Origin of the sequence: Acidisoma sp. (assembly GCF_035492295.1) — a bacterium.
Classification (GTDB): Bacteria; Pseudomonadota; Alphaproteobacteria; order Acetobacterales; family Acetobacteraceae; genus Acidisoma.
The window spans coordinates 57,890-77,072 of the sequence record NZ_DATJJK010000021.1 but is presented as its reverse complement, the minus strand read 5'-3'; the positions used below and the strand labels follow the sequence as shown (position 1 = coordinate 77,072).

At 61.3% G+C, this 19,183-nt stretch carries 18 protein-coding genes; 8 read left to right on the top strand and 10 right to left on the bottom strand.

Features of this window, described 5'->3' with window-relative positions; all coding sequences use genetic code 11:
• Position 1: 1 nt before the first annotated feature.
• Positions 2-1,087: a Gfo/Idh/MocA family protein gene (locus VL752_RS01660; protein WP_325351993.1), complete on the top strand. Its 1,086-nt coding sequence runs from the start codon at positions 2-4 to the stop codon at positions 1,085-1,087.
• Positions 1,088-1,107: 20 nt separating this feature from the next.
• Positions 1,108-1,755, top strand: coding sequence for a ThuA domain-containing protein (locus VL752_RS01655; protein WP_325351992.1), 648 nt, complete (start codon positions 1,108-1,110; stop codon positions 1,753-1,755).
• 11 nt (positions 1,756-1,766) lie between these two features.
• Here the strand turns inward: VL752_RS01655 and VL752_RS01650 are convergent, their stop codons facing one another.
• The 5 genes from VL752_RS01650 to VL752_RS01630 all read right to left on the bottom strand — a co-directional run bounded on the left by VL752_RS01650 (position 1,767) and on the right by VL752_RS01630 (position 6,732).
• Positions 1,767-2,579 carry a carbohydrate ABC transporter permease gene (locus VL752_RS01650; protein WP_325351991.1) on the bottom strand — a complete coding sequence of 271 codons (813 nt, stop codon included), beginning with the start codon at positions 2,577-2,579 and terminating at the stop codon, positions 1,767-1,769.
• Positions 2,580-2,584: 5 nt separating this feature from the next.
• Positions 2,585-3,487, bottom strand: a complete 903-nt coding sequence (locus VL752_RS01645; protein WP_325351990.1) for a carbohydrate ABC transporter permease — start codon at positions 3,485-3,487, stop codon at positions 2,585-2,587.
• 22 nt (positions 3,488-3,509) lie between these two features.
• Entirely contained in the window at positions 3,510-4,736 is a 1,227-nt protein-coding gene (locus tag VL752_RS01640; protein WP_325351989.1) for an ABC transporter substrate-binding protein, read from the bottom strand.
• 68 nt (positions 4,737-4,804) lie between these two features.
• Positions 4,805-5,692 (bottom strand): sugar phosphate isomerase/epimerase family protein, encoded by an 888-nt coding sequence (locus VL752_RS01635; RefSeq protein WP_325351988.1) that lies wholly within the window; start codon positions 5,690-5,692, stop codon positions 4,805-4,807.
• 17 nt (positions 5,693-5,709) lie between these two features.
• The gene (locus VL752_RS01630) at positions 5,710-6,732 is read right to left on the bottom strand and encodes a Gfo/Idh/MocA family protein (protein WP_325351987.1); all 1,023 of its coding nucleotides are present in this window, start codon (positions 6,730-6,732) and stop codon (positions 5,710-5,712) included.
• A 128-nt stretch (positions 6,733-6,860) separates the two neighbouring features.
• On the opposite strand from VL752_RS01630, the gene VL752_RS01625 reads away from it, so the two are divergent.
• A complete protein-coding gene (locus VL752_RS01625; protein ID WP_325351986.1) occupies positions 6,861-7,934 on the top strand; it encodes a LacI family DNA-binding transcriptional regulator in 1,074 nt (357 codons plus the stop codon).
• Between the two features lie 80 nt (positions 7,935-8,014).
• Here the strand turns inward: VL752_RS01625 and VL752_RS01620 are convergent, their stop codons facing one another.
• From VL752_RS01620 to VL752_RS01605, 4 genes are all read right to left on the bottom strand, one after another.
• On the bottom strand, positions 8,015-8,863 hold the full coding sequence (locus VL752_RS01620) for a cyclase family protein (RefSeq protein WP_325351985.1): 849 nt from the start codon (positions 8,861-8,863) through the stop codon (positions 8,015-8,017).
• An 85-nt stretch (positions 8,864-8,948) separates the two neighbouring features.
• Complete coding sequence (locus tag VL752_RS01615) at positions 8,949-10,001, bottom strand: ABC transporter permease (RefSeq protein WP_325351984.1); 1,053 nt, start codon at positions 9,999-10,001, stop codon at positions 8,949-8,951.
• Positions 9,998-11,539 carry a sugar ABC transporter ATP-binding protein gene (locus VL752_RS01610; protein ID WP_325352012.1) on the bottom strand — a complete coding sequence of 514 codons (1,542 nt, stop codon included), beginning with the start codon at positions 11,537-11,539 and terminating at the stop codon, positions 9,998-10,000. Before VL752_RS01610 ends, VL752_RS01615 begins: the two co-directional genes overlap by 4 nt.
• Positions 11,539-12,648: a substrate-binding domain-containing protein gene (locus VL752_RS01605; RefSeq protein ID WP_325351983.1), complete on the bottom strand. Its 1,110-nt coding sequence runs from the start codon at positions 12,646-12,648 to the stop codon at positions 11,539-11,541. Before VL752_RS01605 ends, VL752_RS01610 begins: the two co-directional genes overlap by 1 nt.
• A gap of 166 nt (positions 12,649-12,814) precedes the next feature.
• Here VL752_RS01605 and VL752_RS01600 point away from each other — a divergent pair, with 166 nt between their 5' ends.
• Positions 12,815-13,846: a LacI family DNA-binding transcriptional regulator gene (locus VL752_RS01600; RefSeq protein ID WP_325351982.1), complete on the top strand. Its 1,032-nt coding sequence runs from the start codon at positions 12,815-12,817 to the stop codon at positions 13,844-13,846.
• Entirely contained in the window at positions 13,843-14,823 is a 981-nt protein-coding gene (locus tag VL752_RS01595; RefSeq protein WP_325351981.1) for a CobW family GTP-binding protein, read from the top strand. The genes VL752_RS01600 and VL752_RS01595 overlap by 4 nt, the downstream gene beginning before the upstream one ends.
• Positions 14,824-15,054: 231 nt before the next feature.
• Here the strand turns inward: VL752_RS01595 and VL752_RS01590 are convergent, their stop codons facing one another.
• Positions 15,055-16,122, bottom strand: a complete 1,068-nt coding sequence (locus VL752_RS01590) for a DUF1513 domain-containing protein (protein ID WP_325351980.1) — start codon at positions 16,120-16,122, stop codon at positions 15,055-15,057.
• 351 nt (positions 16,123-16,473) lie between these two features.
• Between VL752_RS01590 and VL752_RS01585 the strand changes: the two genes are divergently transcribed.
• The 3 genes from VL752_RS01585 to VL752_RS01575 are packed head-to-tail and all read left to right on the top strand — an operon-like array spanning position 16,474 to position 19,179.
• Complete coding sequence (locus VL752_RS01585; RefSeq protein ID WP_325351979.1) at positions 16,474-16,869, top strand: hypothetical protein; 396 nt, start codon at positions 16,474-16,476, stop codon at positions 16,867-16,869.
• A 27-nt stretch (positions 16,870-16,896) separates the two neighbouring features.
• Positions 16,897-18,279 (top strand): hypothetical protein, encoded by a 1,383-nt coding sequence (locus VL752_RS01580; protein WP_325351978.1) that lies wholly within the window; start codon positions 16,897-16,899, stop codon positions 18,277-18,279.
• Positions 18,280-18,315: 36 nt separating this feature from the next.
• On the top strand, positions 18,316-19,179 hold the full coding sequence (locus tag VL752_RS01575) for a hypothetical protein (protein WP_325351977.1): 864 nt from the start codon (positions 18,316-18,318) through the stop codon (positions 19,177-19,179).
• Positions 19,180-19,183 lie beyond the last annotated feature (4 nt).

Sequence of the window (19,183 nt, the reverse complement as noted above, 5' to 3'; positions counted from 1 at the left end):
AATGACCGAGCAACTCGGTATCGGCATCATTGGCTGTGGCACGATCAGCGCCGCCTATCTGAAGGCGGCGCCATCCTTCCCCATCCTCGACATCCGCGGCCTCGCCGATCTTCGCATGGAGGCGGCGGAGGCGCGCGCCACCGAGTTCGGCCTCCGCGCAATGACGGTGGATCAACTGCTCGCGGATCCCGCGGTCGATATCGTCGTCAACCTAACCATCCCGAAGGTGCATGTGGAGGTCGGCCTGCGTGCCCTCGCCGCCGGCAAGCACGTCCATTCCGAAAAGCCGCTCGGCATCACCACCAAGGAAGCGGGCCGGCTCCTCGCGGCCGGAGAGGCCGCAGGGCTGCGCGTCGGCTGCGCGCCCGATACCTTCCTGGGCGGCGCGCACCAAACCTGCCGCGCCCTGCTGGACGCGGGCGCCATCGGCACGGCCGTCGCAGGCACGGCCTTCTTCATGTGTCCCGGGCACGAGCGCTGGCACCCTGCCCCGGCCTTTTACTATGCCGAGGGCGGCGGCCCCATGCTCGACATGGGACCCTATTACATCACCGACCTCGTCAATCTTCTTGGTCCCGTGGCGCGGGTCGCCGGCATCGCCACCATGCCGCGCGCCACGCGCACCATCACCAGCGCGCCATTGGCCGGCACAGCCATTCCAGTGGACGTGCCGACGCATGTCGCCGGCACACTGCATTTCCTGTCCGGCGCCGTGATCTCCATCGCCATGAGTTTCGACGTGCCGAAACACCGCCATGAACCGCTGGAACTCTACGGCACAGAGGGCGCCATGATCGTGCCCGACCCCAATTTTTTCGGTGGCGAGATTGCACTGGCAAAGACCGGCGGAGATTGGACGACCGTCGAGACAGGGCATGCCTACGCCGACGCCAACTATCGTAGTCTCGGCGTTGCAGACATGGCCCACGCCATCCGCGAAAGCCGCCCGCACCGGGCGAGCGGGGCGCTTGCTTATCACGTGCTCGAAGTCATGGAGGCTTTCGAACGCTCATCGGCGAGCGGTAGCTTCGTCACCATCGCAAGCCGCCCGGAACGCCCGGCCCCCATGCCGCGGCATGGGCTTTGAAACAGAGAGGGAGAGAGACGATGCCAGAAGCCTTGATCGTCTGGGGTGGCTGGGCCGGGCACGAGCCGGAACAGGGCGCCCATATCATCGCCGGCATGCTGCAGGAGGCTGGCTTCAAAACCTATCTCGAGAACACGACGGAAGCCTTCGCCGATCCTTCCATCGCGGAACTCAACCTAATCGTGCCGATCTTCACCATGTCGAAGATCGAGAAGGAGGAACTCGACAATCTGTCGCGCGCGGTCGAAGGCGGGGTCGGGCTCGCGGGCTATCACGGCGGCATGGGCGATGCCTTCCGTGAGGCGGTTGAATACCAGTTCATGGTAGGCGGCCAATGGGTCGCCCATCCCGGCAATGTCATCGACTATACAGTCCAAATCACGAAGCCCGAGGATCCCGTTATGCAAGGTTTGCCGGGACAATTTCCCTACCGCTCCGAGCAGTATTACATGCACGTCGATCCCTCCAACGAGGTGCTGGCGACGACCCGTTTCAACGGCGACCACGCCAGCTGGATCGATGGCGTCGTCATGCCTGTTGTGTGGAAGCGGCGCCACGGCGAGGGTCGGGTCTTTTATTCCTCCCTCGGCCACGTGGCGCGGGAGTTCGAGGTGCCGGAGATGCGGGAAATTCTCCGCCGGGGCATGCTTTGGGCGGCGCGTGACTGACGAAGGGCTGTTTACTTCAGTGCGCCAGCAGTGAGCCCGCTGACGATACGCCGCTGGAGCAGCACGAACAGAAGCAGGATCGGCGTCACATAGATTGCCGAATAGGTCATCATGCCGTTCCAGTCGCTGGTATTGGGACCGAGAAAGGCGGAAAGCCCGACGGTTGCCGTCTGCAGATCATCCTCGGAGATCATCGAGCGCGCATAGACATATTCGCCGAAGCTTTGCAGGAAGACGAGGATCCCGGTGACCAGGATGCCGTTGCGGGCAAGCGGGAGGACGATGCGAAAGAAGGCGCCGATGCGGGATGCACCATCCACCATCGCGGCATGCTCCAACTCTTGCGGAATCTGGCCAAGGCTTGCCCGTGTCAACACGATGTAGAAGGGCATGACCTTGGCGACCTGGGCCAGGATCACGGCCAGGCGCGGCGACTGCAGCAGCCCCACTTCGCTGAAGCCCACGAAAAGTGGCGTGACCATGAGCGAGGACGGCAGCACCTGCATCATGAGAACAGCAAAGAGCGCAACGTCCACCCGACGATTCCGGTAACGCGCCAGTACGCGCGCGCATCCGGTGCCGAGCACGACGCAGATGATCGTCACCCCGGCTGCGATGAGCAAGGAATTGGTGAGATAGGTCGCCATCTCGTGCTGCACAAAGACGCGGCCGACATTCCAGACGAGATGATGCGGCAGGAAGCGGGGTGGATAGGTAAAGAGATCCCGGCTCGACTTCAGCGCGCTCACATACATCCAGTAGAGCGGAAAGAGATAGATGCCCGTTATCACCAGGCCGAAGCCGAGCAGAAGGCGACGCTTCATGACACTCATGCCGACTGCTCGAGCCGGGTGGAGCGCACGTAGAGAAGGGCCACCAGGATCACGACCAGGATCATGAAGACGGCCACCACGCTGCCGCCCGCGATGTCATAGGTCTCGAAAGACAGCTGCCAGGACCAGTATTGCGCGACGTTGGAGGCGTTGGATGGTCCACCCTGGGTTAGCGCCGCCACCAGATCGTATTGCTGCAGGGTGAAAATGATGCTGAGCGAGAGCACGGCGCCGAGTGTGGCCCGCATCATTGGCAGGGTCACGCAAAGGAAGCGCTGGATTGGCCCCGCGCCGTCGAGAGCCGCCGCCTCATACACATCGCCCGGGATGGCGGCGAGCCCGACCGCGAGCAGCAGCATGTTGAAGGGAATACCGAGCCAGACATTGGCAATGACGAGAGAATAGAGCGCGACATGCGGATCGGCGATCCAGAAGATATGTCCCTTGATGAGACCGAGGGCACCCAGCAGATAATTGACGACCCCGAAATCCCCCGCCAGCAGCCAGCGCCAGATGGCACCGACGACAAGGGCCGGCATCACCCAGCCTGCTAGAAACAGCCCTCTGAGCGTCGCTGCCCCCGGAAAGTCCTGCCGGAAGTAGATGGCGAGCGCCAGGCCGATCACGAGTTGAAAGACCACCGAGAGAATAACGAAGATCGCCGTGTTCTCCGCCACGCGCCAAGCGACCGGCATTGAGAGCACATGGATATAGTTGCGTAGCCCGACGAAGGGACGGGCCAGCGTGCCGAGGGTAAACATGTCGATCTTCTGCACCGACATCAGGATGGTGTAGAGCATCGGCAGAGCCGCGAAGACAAAGAGATAAGCGAGCGCCAGCGTGACCAGCGTGACGTCGAAACTTCTGCCGTCCCTGAATCGCGCGATCATCCGGCTCATGGCCTCGCCTCCGCCCTGCCCTCTACTGGCTCGCTGCTGCGTCCACCGCCTTCTGTGCGGTTGCCAGGGCCTGCGCCGCCGAAGCCTGATGCGTGAGCGCCGATTGGATCGCGGTCTGAATCGCCTGGGAGATGTCGGCCCAATGCGGGCTTGGACCGCGCACACGCGCCGTCTGCAGCGCCTGCAGGAAGATCGCATAGTCCGCAGGCCACTTTGGGTGATCGACCGTCACCTTCTCCACAGGAAGAAAGCCCGAGTCATTCCAGACATGTGGCATCTGGGTGACGAGGAATTCGAGCAGTTCGAACGCTTCCTTGGGATGTTTCGACTTTGCGAAGATCACGTTGTCGCCTTCGCCGAGTGCCGATACGCGCGGGCTCCCCGCCGTCATGGTGGGAAGAAGCGCTACACGATAATCGAACTTGGCGTCCGTCGCCATGCGCGGCAGTTCCCACGGGCCCGAAATCGCCATGGCCGCCTCACCGGCATTGAAGGTCGCGGTCGAATCGTATTGGCTGCGCACCAGCGTGTCCGGGGAGGCGAGCTTCTCGTCGATCAGCGTCTGCCAGAACTGCAGCGCCTTCACGTCATCCGGCGTGTCCAGCCGGTTGTAGTCGCCGCCCGCCATTTGTATCCAGGGCAGAAACTGGAAGGTCCCCTCCTCCGACGCCACCGCCGAGAAGGCGATGCCATAGACGTGCTTGGCCGGGTCCGTGAGTTTCTTGGCATCGAGATAGAGCTCCGCCCAGGTCTGCGGTGGCTTATTCGGATCGAGACCGGCGGCCTTAAACATATCCGCGTTGTAGTAGAGTGCCAGCGTATTGGCGCCACGCGGAATGCCATAGATCGCGTCGCCGTATTTCACGGCGGCAAGCGGCCCCGGATAGAATTTCGAGAGATCGATCACCTTGGAACTGGCAATCATCGGCGCCAAGTTCAGCAGCATGCCCCTCGAGCGGAAGAGATCGACATAAGGATTGTCGATGTAGCTGACGTCTGGAACGTTGCCGGTAATCGCGGCGCGGGCAAGATCGTTGTTCATGTCCTGGAATTGGACATGCTTGACATGCACCGTGATATCCGGATGCAGCTTCTCGAACTGCTGCGCCAGCGGGAACATATACTGGTTCTGCAGATCGATCGTCCAGACATTGAGCGTGATAGGCTTGGCGTCCGCGCGAGGGGCGGCGGCCAAGCCAATGGCGGCGGCACAGGCGAGGCCGGCGCAGAGATGTTTGAGACGAGGCATGAGCTTCCTCCTTTTTGGGTTGCGGATGAACCCGGGCGCCTCTTGCGGGCGCTTAGGTCAGGCAGGATTCAGGTAGGGTTGGGGACGAGCATGCCACCACGGGAAAGCTGGAGATGGCGAAGGGCAGCGACCTGCCCCGTCATCTCCAAGGCATCGCGGTAAACCGGGTCATGCCAGCCTTCGATGTCAATCGAGCCACGATAGCCTGCGAGGCGAAGTTCAGTGATGATATCGGTCCAGTTGGAATCGCCAAAACCTGGCGTGCGCATATAGACGAAGGGATGCTTCCCGAAGATTCCATGCTCGCGGATGACCTCCCAACGGATCGTGGCATCTTTGCCGTGAACGTGGAAGATGCGCGCGGCCCATTTGCGGATCTGCGGCAGAGGATCGATCAGATAGACCATCTGGTGGCAGGGCTCCCATTCAAGCCCGATATTTTCCTGCGGCAATTCGTTGAACATCAACGCCCAGGCATCCGGATTATGGGCGATGTTCCAATCCCCGGCAGCCCAGTTCCCGTCCATGGCGCAATTTTCGAAGGCGATGCGCAGACCACGATCCGCCGCGCGGCGCGCGAGCTCCCCCCAAACCTCCCGGTATCGGGGCAGGCTCTCTTCGATCGGGCGACCGCGGATGCGGCCGGTGAAACCCGCGATCGTCGTCGCGCCGAAGAGGTGGGCGTGGTCGATCAGGGCTTTCCAGCCTGTCAGCGTCTCGCGGTCGAGCGCCCCGTCCTCCAGCGGATTGCCGAACATGCCGAGCGTCGACATGGTCACGTCGCGGTCGCCGATCGCCTCACGCAACTCGGCGGCCAGACGTGTCAGATCCGCGCCACCCAGGCTCTGCCAGAAGAAGGGCTCGATGCTCTCGAAACCATGCGGCAGGATTTGGCGAACATAAGCGCCGACATTGGGCGCGTTGCATTTGACCATCGTCCCGATGCGCAGATCCATGACCGGTCTCCTCCCCTTCAGTTGTCGAGCGCCACGCGCGCGCCGCATTCCGCGCTGCTGATCGCGGCCATGACCATGGCGAAACTCTTGATGTTGTCCTCGCCCCGGGTTTCGGGCGGCGATCCGCCACGGACGGCCGCCACGAAATCACGGATCACGCCGAGATGCCCGCCGATACCGTCTTCCGGCGCGAGCGGCGGTATCTCGACCGGCTGTGCCGTGTCGAAAAGATGCGGGCGGGGCGGCCCCACGGTCTCGGCGCGAATATCGTCATGCCCGTCCCACACCAGGCTTCCGCGCTCACCTTGGATACGCCAAGCACTTTCCCAGCTCGTGCCAAGACCCTCCGCGACCCAGGAACCGCGATAGGTAAAAATCGCGCCGCCCGTGAGCTCGAATACGGCAGCAGCCGATGAATCGTGTTCGAACCAGGAGCCGGGCGGGTTCCACTCCCGGCAATAGGCGGATTCGGCATCCAGACCGGACATGCACCGCGCGGCATCGAACGTGTGAATTGCCATATCAAGTAGCAGCACGTGGCGCATGACCTCCCGGAAGCCCCCGAAATGGGGCGCAAGGAAGAAGTCACAATGCAGGCTGGTTACCGGCCCCAAAACACCGGATGCCAGAAGCCTGCGAATCCGCCGGATGGGGGCGATATAGCGCCGGTTCTGCACCACGGCATGAATGCGTCCCGCCGCCTGCGACCGGTGCAGCAGATCGGCCGCCTGCGCCATCGTCTCGGCCATCGGCTTTTCGGTTAGCACGTGGCAGCCGCTGGCAAGGGCGTGGGAAACGAGCGCGTGGCGCGCGGCCGGCACGGCCACGTCGAAGAGGATATCCGGTCGCAGCGCGTCGATCATTACGGCTGCATCCGCACCGATCCGGGCGGGTCTGCCCCAGCGTGCCGCCGCGGCTTCGGCCCGAGCCGGATCGAGATCTACGAAACCGTCGATAGATAGGTCGGGAAGCTGTTTTGCCGCGTCGATCCATCCGGCGCTCATGGCGCCGCACCCGGCCAGAACCGCCCGCAGAGTCATTCTGTTCCGCCCCCTCCGTTTCGCCACCTCTTCTGCCGTCAGGCGGAGGCTGGTCCGTAAACGTTTACGACGTTATGATCGAGATAGTGATCAAGTCAAGACAAAGCTAAGGTCATCTAGTGCCCGGCATGAAAGAACGTGATTCGATCCTTCCTCTCCCGTCGCCCGGAACGGCGGCATCGGGGATTCGCGACCTCGCGGCGCGGCTCGGCATCTCCATCGGCACCGTCTCCCGTGCGCTCAACGACCGGCCGGACGTCAATCCCGAGACCCGCAAGCGGGTTATCGAAGCGGCGCGCGACATCGGCTATGTGCCCCAACAATCCGGCCGCAGCCTTCGCAAAGGTGCGACCCACAATGTCGGCCTGCTTTGGGAAATTCCCGAGGGGCGCGAGGCTTACGGTGAGCCCTTCTTCCTGTCCCTGTTCGGGGGCACCCAACAAGTCTTGAGCGGCGGCGGCTACGATCTCGTTGTTATGCCCGATCAGCCAACTGCGACGCCGGACCCGCTCGCCCGCCTGCGGCGCATCATTCAGCGCCGCCAGGTCGATGCTCTGATTCTGCCTTGGACGCGGACCAAGGACCCACGCCTCGACTATCTGGCCGAGGTCGGGCTTCCCTTTCTCGCCCTTGGCCGCAGCTTGTCGGGTGGTGCCCACCCCTGGATTGACCTCGACTTTGAGGCCGCGGCAGAGATCGCCACCGCGCGCTTTGTCGCCGCCGGCCACCGCCGCGTCGCAATCGGCTTGCCATCGGGCAACCTGATGCAGAAACGCTTCTTCCTCGCCGGATATCGTCGAGCCCTGAAAGCCGCCGGTGTACCCTTCGACAAAACCCTGGTGGCGGAAGGAGACGTTACGCCCGGCGGCGGCTATGCCATCGCGGGTCGGCTGCTTGACCTGAGCCCGCGCCCGACCGCTATCCTCGCCATCGACAGCGGCATGGCCGTGGGACTGTATCGCCGCCTCGCCGAACTGGGCCTGCGGTGCGGAGAGGATGTGGCCATCATCGGTGGGGTCCATGACACGCCGATGACGGAATTTCTCGTGCCCGCGCTGACCTGCTTCAGCCTTGACACCGCAGCCCTCGGTCGGCGCCTCGCGGAAATTCTGCTCGCCCGGTTGGCCGGTGGGGCCAACGCTGCTGGCGAACTCTGGCCGCTCACGCTGGTCGAGCGGCAGAGTGACCGGATCGAACTCTGACCGCCTTCAGCTTTCTGCCATTCCAGGGCAGACTGGCTCAGGGCGGTTTTCGACAGTCCCTTCAAGGGATCAATCGAAGTTTAGAAAAGCGCAAATGGAGAGCCCGGCGAGCCTGTAGCTCCAACAATGGGGAGCGGGGCAAACACGTACGCAAAACGCCAGCAGCCCTTCTCAGCGAGCGAATCAAGCTTCATTCCCTCGTGAAGATATATGCCGTTTTTCATGATGAGATGCTGGTGGACCGGATGAAACACCTCCGGATCGACAGGCGGAACAACATCAACCGCAAAATTGTCCGCGCCAACCACGCAGGGCTCCTTCTGTCCTAGCCACTCGGCGGCTGGCAAACCCAAACCCGGCGCGCCATCATAGAAGGTCGCTGGCTCCGTCAGAAAGCGCGATCCATGGCCCGTACGGATCAGAATGGCATCACCCGGCCTGAAGGCTGCAGCGTCGATCCCCTGTCGTTCGAGGCAAGCCTCGAGATCGGTCACTGTGATTTCCTCGCCGGGATTCATAATCCGGCCCTTGAGCCCCTCGACATCGAGCAGAAAGCCCGGTGTGAAGAAAATCGGCGCGTTTTCGATCCCGAGGCGCTTGAGGCCGTAGGGTGACCAGATTTCTGACAGCGGGTTTCCGTTGTAGAACCGCATGTTGCCGTGATCTGCCCTGTCGCCAATCTGCCGCCCGAGGTGACCGAGCGCATCCATATGCGTGCCGATCTGGCCGATTTCGGTAGCCAGAAATTCGTCATTCCATATCGTCCGGCTCCGGCCACCATGCGGTCCACCCGTGGGTCCCCCCGGCATCCTGAGGCCAAATATCCGGCCAGGCGCGAGCGGGATCTTGGCGTCGTAATCATGACCGAGCCGAATGATCTCATGTCGTTCGACAAGGGCCAACGCCTGCCGCACTTTCTCCGGGCTCATGAAGTTTCCGTTGCCCCGCTGGTCATCGCTCCCCCAACGGGATGGATACCATTCCGCGCCCAGGGCCGGGCTATCATCGCGCTGCTCAGACATGATCAGTCCCTATCGAAGTCTTAACCGGCGCGGCAGCGGCCGCCTGAGGCGCGAGGGGGGCCGCGCTCAATCGCGTGCGCCGCTTGACCGCCGTCACGGCCAGTCCTACGGCGAGGATGAGCATCGCTCCGTCAAAAATGGGTTCGACAAAGAAGGGCGCACCCAGTTGATTGAGCCCTGCCACCGTCACAGCCAGCACGGCGACGGCAAGGATCGTGCCCCAGACATTGACACGGCCCGGGCGGATTGAGGTTGCACCGAGGAGTGCTGCGGTGAAGGCGGGCAGAAGATATTCCTGCCCCACCGAACTTTGCCCAACCTGTAATTGTGATTGAAGAATGATGCCCGCGAAGGCAGCCGTCACACCAGCGGCCACAAAGGCCACCGTGACATAACGCTTGGCCGAGATGCCGTTCAGTTCCGCCGCCCGCGGATTTGCACCCAGCACGTAAAGATGTCGGCCCGCAGGGAGGTATTCGAAGACCACCCACAAAATCAGGCTGAGAACGAGCACATATAGCGCGGGCAGCGGAATGCCGAAGATCACGCCGGAAAGGCCGAGAAATGCAGGAGGCAGGGACGCCACCACCTGCTGGCCGCCCGTGTACCATTCGTTAAGTCCATAAAGCAGCGTTCCCGTACCGAGCGTGGCGATAAAACTGTCGATCCCCACAATCGTCACGAGCACGCCGTTGAACAGGCCGACAACAGCACCCAGGAGCAGGACAAGTGCCGAACACTCAATCCATCCGAGACCCTGCCCCTGAAGTCCAATCACCAGAACCTGCGAAATTCCTAGGAGAAAGCCGACCGAGAGGTCGAAATGCGTCGCCGTCATCGGCAGGAAGACCGCCAGCGCGAGCAGCGCCGAGATTGCCTTGTTGTCCATGATCGAGCGAAAATTGAAGTAGGTGGGGAAGGTCTCGGGTTTCAGCACCGAGAACAGCGCGATGAGAACGACCAGAAGCACCAGGAGACCCCAGACCGAAACCGCGCGGGACCAACCCGATGCGCTGCGGGGCCTGCTGGTGACCGAGGTACTCATGCCGCAGCGCTCGCGGCTTCGCCCGACCCGGCAGCGAGTTCGGTCAGCCTGGCGACGGATATATCCGGTCGGACGATTTCGGCGGTGACCTGGCCACGATTGAAGACGAGAGCCCGATGGCAAACTTTCTCAACCTCCTCGAAATCCGACGAAATGAGGAGGACGGCACGGCCCCGCTTATGCGCAAGCTCAAGATCGCGATAGATCTCCGCCTTTGATCCGACATCGACACCAATCGTGGGCTCTTCCAGGATGAGCAGCTCAACGTCTGACTCCATCCAGCGGGCGACAACGACCTTCTGCTGATTGCCGCCGCTGAGTGTCGCGACAGGTGGCGAAGGATCGGGCGGCCGGACCGAAAACCGGGCCAAGGCACGGCGACACGCTTCCAACTCGCGGGCGGGGGCCACGGGCCGCAGCGGCGATATGCTCCGGGCGCTGGAGTTCAGATAGAGATTTTCCAGCACGCTGAGGGAACTGGCCAGACTTTCCTCGGCGCGTCGCGACGAGACAAAACCTATGCCGTGGCGGATCGCGTCGCCCGGCCCGTGCACCTCAATCGGCCTGCCTTTGAATTGCACGGTGCCGGACTGGGGTCGTGTTGCGCCGAACAGGGTTCGGCCCAAGGCGTGATGGCCCGCACCTTTGAGCCCGACGAGGCCAAGCGTCTCGCCACGGCGAAGCGCAAGGCTGACCGGACCAACCACCCCCGACCCGTCCTCCTGATGCACGACCAGCCTGTCCACCGCAAGCAGGATCTCGTCTGAAGCCATGGTGGTGGCGAATTCCGTCTGCGCAAGCGCACCGCCAACAATCCAGTCGACGAGGCGGGCCGGCGAACTCTCGGCGACACCGCAGGTGGTGATGCGCCGCCCATCGCGGAGCACCGTCACGCGATCGGCGATCCTGAACACCTCGTCCAATCTGTGCGTGACGTACAGAAGCCCAATGCCGCTCGCCTTCAGTCGCTGCAGCGTATCGAGCAGTAGCGTCACATCGGCGGCCGGGAGCGCTGCGGTTGGTTCGTCCAAAACGAGCAGATCGCACCGCCGCACCAGTGCCCGGGCGATCGCAACGATGGATTTCTCGGCCGCAGACAGGTCCCCCAGGCGCGTCTCAGGGTTGATTGGACTGTCCATTTTCGCGAGCGCGCGGCGCGCGGCGCTGGCGGCCTCAGCCCAGTCGATGATACCGAGGCGACGGGGGTAACCGGCCATGATCGCCACGTTCTCAGCGACCGTCATGCTGTCAACGAGGCCGAGATCCTGATGAATGAAGGTGATGGGAAGTTGTTCTGATATCGGATTGACAAGCTGACCACGCCATAGGATCTGCCCCTCCGTGGGCGGAAAAATCCCCGCCAACAGCTTGATCAGCGTAGACTTCCCGGCGCCGTTCTGGCCCAGAAGGGCGTGAATCTCGCCGCTCCGAACGTCGAGATCCACATGGTCCAAGGCCAGAGTTCCAAGAAATTGCTTCGTCACGCCAGCCAGAGCCAGAAGCGGAGAGGCCTCGGCCCGGCCGCGCCCGGCCTCCATCACGGGGCGACGCCCCAGATCTTCAGGTAATGGCTCTTGTAGTCATTGTCAGGGATGAAAACGTCCTGTTTGCCACCCTCCGTGTTTACATTCTCGGCAGTGACGAGATAGGGCGGTTGCACAAAGCCGCTCGGGGGCGCCTTGTTGAAGGCGCGGTTGAACTCGTCGATCGCCTGATAGGCTTGAAGCTCGATCGGCTCCGACACGGTAACCGTCTGATAGTCGTTACCGCGGCGAATTCGCTCGTAGGCTGAGCGATTGCCGTCAGCGCCGATCAGTTTGGCTTGATTAGGCGAAACTCCGGCGCTGCGAAGTGCAGGGATCGCAAAATCGAGGTCATTGTCCCCAACCGAGGTGATGTAGATTGGCACACCAAACCGCTGCAGCCAGCTCGTGGTCAACTGCGGCATGCGCTGGGCCGCTTCCGAAGCTGGAAAGTTAGAGTAGTCGAGAACCTTGCAGCCGGAACACGCTTCGACTCGGTCGCGCGTCGCATCGGATTTCGTCTGAGCAATTTGATATTCATTATGGGTGATGATGACGACCCGCGCCTTGCCGTCACTGTCCGCGATCGCCCAGTCGGCCTCCGCACGGCCGATTTCCCGCGGGTCTTCCTGGATGTTGACGAAGAGATGAAGCGCAGGATTGGGGCCCGGCAGAGAGGCTGCGTGCAGCCCGATGACGACGATGTTCCGTGCAACCGCCGTTTGAATCGGACCCTGCAGGCTTTTTGCGTCAGCAAAGATAGCAATGCCGTTTGGTTTCAACGCGATGGCCTGATTGAATCCCGACACCCAGTTCGACGGACTGCCTTTGCCATCGATCACGGTCAGCTTCCAGCCTAGCTTCGCGGCCGCAGCTTTCATGAAGAGGCCGTATTCTCGGGAGATGTCGTTCTGTTCATCTCCGGAGAGATAAACAATGGACATGCCCGCCATAGGCTTGGGAGCCGATGTTGGCCCCTCCCACACGGTCTGCGGTCCCGCATAACGCGCGACGGCTGCCTTGGCGCTCGCGACCGTGTCATCCTTTGCGAAGGCCGCGTGGCTCAAGACGACCAATCCGAAGCCTACCGCGACAGCCCTTGCCGCAGCTGCGAAAAACGGCATCTTCTGCCTCCCTTCCGTCGGCTCTCTTCTGGAGCCTTCGACGAATGTTGCCATTCTCAACCCAATGACGCGTACGGGTCAACAGGATTTAGATCGATCTAATATTCTCGACAGGACGGTCTGGAAGTTGCTATGCGAATGCCCGTGGTGACGTTCGGCTACAAACATGGGTGACGGTGAGAAGCTGAGCCCTCGGTCAACGGGGACCCGCCGTGGCGCGACCATCGTGCAGGTCGCCGAAGCGGCCGGCGTATCCCGGGCCACAGTCTCGCTGGTGCTGCGCCAAAGCCCTCTGGTAGCCGACGAGACACGAGAGCGGGTGCAACAGTCAATTTCTGCGGTGGGATACGTCTACAATCGCGGCGCCGCACAGCTGCGTTCCGGAGTGTCCGGGACAATTGGTGTGATCGTCCCCGAAATCACCAACCCGTTTTACGCCGAGCTTCTATCCGGCATCGACGATACTTTGGACGTTGACGGCCGCCTTTGCTTTGTCGCGAACTCGGCCGACAGCCCCGAACGTCAGGAGCGCTTCATCCGCCGCATCAGAGAGCGTGGCGTAGAGGGTATCATCATCTGTGCCGCGGAAGGCAGTTCGCCGCTCCTCCTCGGACGGATGCGCGACTGGAACCTCCCCTTCGTCCAGATTCTTCGGTCCTTCGGTGGCGATGCGAGCGATTTTGTTGCTCCGGACTTCGCGATGGGCACTCGCATGGCGGTCGAGTATTTGGTCTCGAAAGGTCACGACCGGATTGCGCTCTTGCCCAGCGCCAAAAACACATCGGCGGCGCGAGAGCGGATCGCTGCGTTTACCAGTGCCGTCCGGCAATGTGGGCTCGGCGCAGGCTTGGTTCTGCCGGGCCGCTCATCACGATTTGACGCCGGCGAAGTGGTGGCCGAGGTCCTCTCCCGCAGCAATCCTCCGAGCGCGATCATCTGCCATAACGACCTGCTGGCGCTTGGTGTCGTAGTGGCGTTGCGGCAACTTGGAATCGTTCCCGGCGTAGACTTGAGCGTGGTCGGCTTCGACAATATCCCGGAATCGTCGCATTCTGTCCCGGCTTTGACAACCGTTGCAACACTGCCGGTTGAAGTGGGCGCCCGCGCCGCGAGCCTGCTACTGAGGCGCATCATGAGGCCGGCAGGACCGGCCGAGCGCATCCTGATCTCTCCGCACCTCGTTGTGCGCGACACATGACCGCACTGTCCTCAACCTGGCCCATCGCGATCTTCACCGGATTTTTGGGCAGCGGCAAGACAACCCTGATCGGCCACCTGCTACGCCGTCCCGATATGAGCGACACCGCTGTTATCGTCAATGAGTTTGGTGAAGTCGGACTCGACCATAACCTCATCAAGGCTGCGACCAACACTGTAATGCTGATGCCGAACGGATGTTTGTGCTGCTCGATCCGGCAGGACATCGTTCAAACTCTTCGGGAACTTTACACATCCTGGCTTACTGGTGAGGTGCCGAACTTCCGACGTGTGATCATCGAGACCACCGGGCTTGCTGAGCCGGCACCTCTCGTGGCCTCGGTCGGGTGCCACCCCCTCTTGGCCGAAGTTTTCGCTCTGCAAAGCATAGTAACTTTGGTAGACGCAGAACATGGCCTGGCGCGACTGGCCAGCAGCGTCACGAACCGCAACCAGATCTGCCTTGCGGATCGCCTTCTTATTTCAAAATGCGACCTCGTAGAGGTTCGAGCGATTGAAGCCCTGGAGAGGCGCTTGGCGACACTCAATCCGCTCGCACCGATCTGTCGCGGCGACAGAGGGGTCAACCCCGACTTCTTGTTCACCGGGACGACCGCGGCAATGGCGATGTCCAATCTCCGCTGTGACAGAGTCTTCGATCATTTGGCGGGTATCTCGAGCCTTCTCCTCCGGCCGGAGCAGCCGTTGGCATGGCCCGCATTCCAGATCTGGTTGCACGATCTACTGAACCAATACGGCAGCCGCATCATGAGGATCAAAGGACAGCTCGCGTTCGAGGGATGCCCGGCACCACTCATTATACAGGCTGTGCATCACACTTTTTATCCGGTCGTTGAGGCTCAGGTCGCCGAAGATGGGGCAGCAAGCGACAACTTCCTCGTTGTCGTTTTCGAAGGAGACATGCCACAGGAGCTCGAGGATGCGATGAGCTGGCTATCAGCCGCGGCGGCGGGATGATAAACGAAAAGGCCAGTGAACCGGCTTCTTGCCAATAGCACGGGTTTCTCCTCGCCGCATCGTCAAAAGAAGCGGCTATCCATATCGGTTCCGGCTTCGACCAATCTCATCCATCCGCAAACGCAGTGCAGTCCAAGAGCCCTGCCTACCAAGCTTACGCTGGCTGGATCGCTGCTGTCTCATCAGGCGAGCGCCTATCCGCGCGACCGGGCGCCGCCGCCGGCACACTCCTCACCCGGTCCAAGTGTAAAGATGTGCTCCACCCAGCATGCCGGCCCCAACCCGGCGGCCGGTCACAACACGAAGAGTAAGGGCCTCAACGAGCAGCACGCGCGCATCGACCCCGTACGACACGGCGAAGAACCGCCCGTCAAGTGTCATCGTGACACCACGGGGCTGCGGTAACTCTAAAGAGCTCTCCAGCGCGCCAGCGTCGAGACTCCAGAATGTCACGAGATCAGCGGCGGGATGAGTCGCACATACCACTCGTGAGGTCGGATCGATCGCGACGCTGAGCGACTCTCCCAAAAGTCGGGAGGTGACAGACTTCGGCATGCTCATTCCGATGGGACTGTCGCCGCACCTGCGCAGGGTCACGCCGCCCGGTGGCAGCGGCGATGCTAGACCGTCTCTTGCCGCCGATACTGCGGCGAACGCTCTGCCGGCCAAGACAGCAACATGTCCCGCGTTCCAGTTAAACTCCCGAAACTCGTGTTGTTCCACCAGCGCTCGCGAATTGACGTCGATGAACGTCACCGACGGTAGATACGGCGAGGTGACGGGGCCGCCCCCGTTCGTGACAACCAGCGTCCGGCCATCCTCAAGAATGTGACAATCATGCGGGGCCACGCCATAGGTAGGGATCGTCCCAAGCACGGCGAACGTGTCCGGGTCTCGCACCGAGATCGCCCCCTCAAGACTTCCAAGTTGCGTCTCGACGATGAATAGGACGTTCCCACTTGGAGCGTAGGCGCAGTGCCCATAAAAAGCATGACCGGCCGTTGGCTCTATAGATTTTATGACGCGTCGCGCAACGAGATCGACGGCGCAGCCGCCACGGCCGCGCTTTTCGAAGATCACCGCCTCGCGTGACGAACCCGGGCGCAGCGCGAGCCCATGTCCGGCGAAAGGAAGTCCTATGCCCGCGGGAGCACCACCATACGCATCAAGATCCACGAGATCTAGGCGAAAGCTTTCCTCGGTTCCCTGTTGCGTGGCGAAACGCGTAGCCCCCACAAGCACACCTAAACGGCGGCGTTGTTCTTGCCTTACGCGAGCATCAATCGGCAGCGGGTCCAAACCGGCCATTTCACCGCACAACAAAGTTGCAGAGCAAGAAACAGGACGAGCAATTTTTTCTAGAATGCTCCATGCACACTACCATAATCACCTACCGAAGGCGCAATCGGAACTCGGGGCACAGTTTGCGCGAATAGCAAAGTGAAGGACCCTGCCTGCGATCCGGAGGCGCGTACAGCGTCGTCCCGCGCCTACCCGTCCTTTCGCTCTGCCGAGCCTGGCACACTCCTTTTGGCCTGTCTTATGATTTCCTGAGTCCAGTGGCCTAATGTTGCTATCTTTCACTCAAGCGGTACGCTATTAGACAATAATGCTAATGATTGGAAGCTTGTCGATCATCCGGAATGGGTTGTGGCCTATGCCGGACCGGGAAACGTCGTTCTAGCGGTCATTCCCCGCCATCGCGAGGAGGCAATCCGGATGCAACAGTCTCCATTTATGCCGTCTTTCCTCAGTAAGACGCATGCAAGCTACGAAGTGCGCGTTCGCGGAACGATCTTTCTCTGGGGCTCTGCCGGAATGACGATGAATGCAGGCTTCGACAAGCCACTTCTGCTGCATGTACGCAACAACGTGTTCGGCGAACCGGTGAAGATCGGCACGCAAGTCGCGGGCGGTCCGCAGACAACGCTTGGAACTCTACAGCCAGGCGAGTGTCTGACGATCCAAATTCAAAATATTTCGGGCGTCTTTGCGACCTGCGCGCTCGAGAGCAATATCGACTGCGTGGTTCATCCTTCGAACTAAAGGCGGTCTACTTCCAGGGGGCAACTTATGGGTAGCGCGAAGGTCATTGCCTTGAGCTCACGTCCATATAAAGCGGCGCAGCTTTGCTTCGACGCCGGTGGGATCATCGAGCAAATGAACGTCACGCTGGGGTCCAGCGTCGTTGGCTTTGATTTTACGACATTTTACTCCGACCTTGACGCGACCGTTTCGGGCGATGCGTCGCGCCTTCAATTTGATTCCCAGGGCATTCTCTCTTCCGCGCCCGTGACCGCGTCCGCTCTTGCTTCCCTACGAGCGGAGCCCCGTGCAGCCGCCCTCGACCGGGCTGTCGCTCTTCGTCAGAATGCTTACTTTGATCGTTACGGTAACATCGCCGGTATTGTCGCCGCGGCCACCGATAGTTTTGGGACAGGCGCCAATGCCAAACCGGCCCGACTGGCAAATCTCGCCATGCTGGCACAGCAGCAGGCCGACCAGCTGGCGGCGGCTTACGTGGCGGATTCACGCGTCGGCGTCATCAGAACGACGAACAGCGTTCTCAACTCGACGACCACAACGATGGACTGGTCATCCGGCCGAGGGCAAACATTGTCGACTGGACATTCGACCGGTACGACCCACTCCACCAGTCAGGAGAACATGGAGTCCATCGGGGCGCCCAACTTTACCAGTCCCGCAAGTGAAGGACCAATGCCCGGCGGTGGGAGTGGCTACACCGAGACGATCACTGGCCCCAACATTCAGGAAACATTCCAGCAGGGCACAAGCGGTGGCGTCTCGGATCAGAACATCGATACCAGAGGCAGCCAGAGTGAGACGCAGAGTTCGACCGGGGAAGCCTACTCTGTCGAGGGCCAGACAATCGTTAACACCGACTACGGTTACAGAATTCCATCGATCGAGAATCAGGCGCAAAACGAGAGGGCACAGATCAGCTTGCTGGACCAGCAATACACGCAGTTCCTGGCGGTTCAGTCGCTCCCGAACCTGGCGACCTCCATGCAAAACGAACTCCGCGCAATCGATCTCGGCGTGTATCAGTTGCAGGTTGGCTATCTGAATACGATCCTGATGTCGCCAATCGCTGGGGTCGTCACTGGCATCTACAAAAATTCCGGTGAATCTGCGACGCCCGGCGAGCCGGTGATACGTATTGAGGACAACAGCAGCATCTTCTTGCTCATGACGCTGATCTATCGTGGCCCCATATATATCGGGTCCACCCTAAGCATCACGACGAACCTATTTGATGCTGGAGGCGCTCCGACGACGATCAGCGGTAACGTTGTCGCTGTGCGCTGCCGGGGAGACGATGACAAGTGGGACCTGATCGCCCAGTGCGTCAACCCGGTTGACGGGTCTGGCAATCTGACGTTTCCGAGTGGCTATGTCTTTGACTACGACAATACGACGGCAACGATCACGTGAACGGCGCTTTTCCGACAACCTTCCGGTTATGGGTCCATGGGCACGGATACGTTCGTCTTCTGCGTCTGCGGCGAGCGGTCCGCTCGCGAGGTAGAAACGTCGCTGCGCTTCCTTAAGCGCTTTTCGCGGGCGGATATTGTTGTCGTGACCGCGCGCAGCGCGCCGGTCGGGCACGACCAAACCTTCTCGGTGGACGTGCCTGCGGGGTTGGACGACCACCAGGCCGCTATTTTGCTCAAGACGTCGTTGCCGCGCCTTGTCGCTACGCCGGGCTTGGCCTGCTATCTCGACAGCGATCAGATTGCCGTCTCTTCGGACGTGGATGAGATATTTTGCAAGTTCGTGCCCCCGATCACCTTTGCCATGGATCACGTCACGCTCGACCGGTTTAGCAGGACCGCGGTGCGTTGCGGTTGCCAGACCGGGCACTGCGATCATTTGCGGCGAGCAATTCATGAGAAGTTCGAGGTAGTCATCTCGGATCCCAACTGGCGTCACTGGAACGGGGGCCTGTTCCTGTTTTCTGGTGAATCAGGGGAATTTGCGGAGCAGTGGCACGACTATGCTCTGCTTGCGCTGGAGGACCCATATTGGGAAGTGCGTGACCAGGGAACGCTCACGGCTGCCGCCTGGAAGTTTGGACTGGCTTCGCATCCCGTCTTGCCAGCACGTTTTAACCGCATCGTCGACAGGTTCCGTCACCACCCGGAGGCAAATCGCCCGAGCCTGCCGGTCTCTAGGTATAGAATCGACGCCGACTACGGGTTCGGAGATTGCCTGCCTCCAGTGTTCCTGCATTTCATAAATGGCGGTGTTGGCGCGCGGGGCTGGAAGAATTGGGATGATGCAGAGGCACTTGTTGCGCCCCTTGCGACCGGGCGAGGAGGTGGCTCCTGCTGACCGC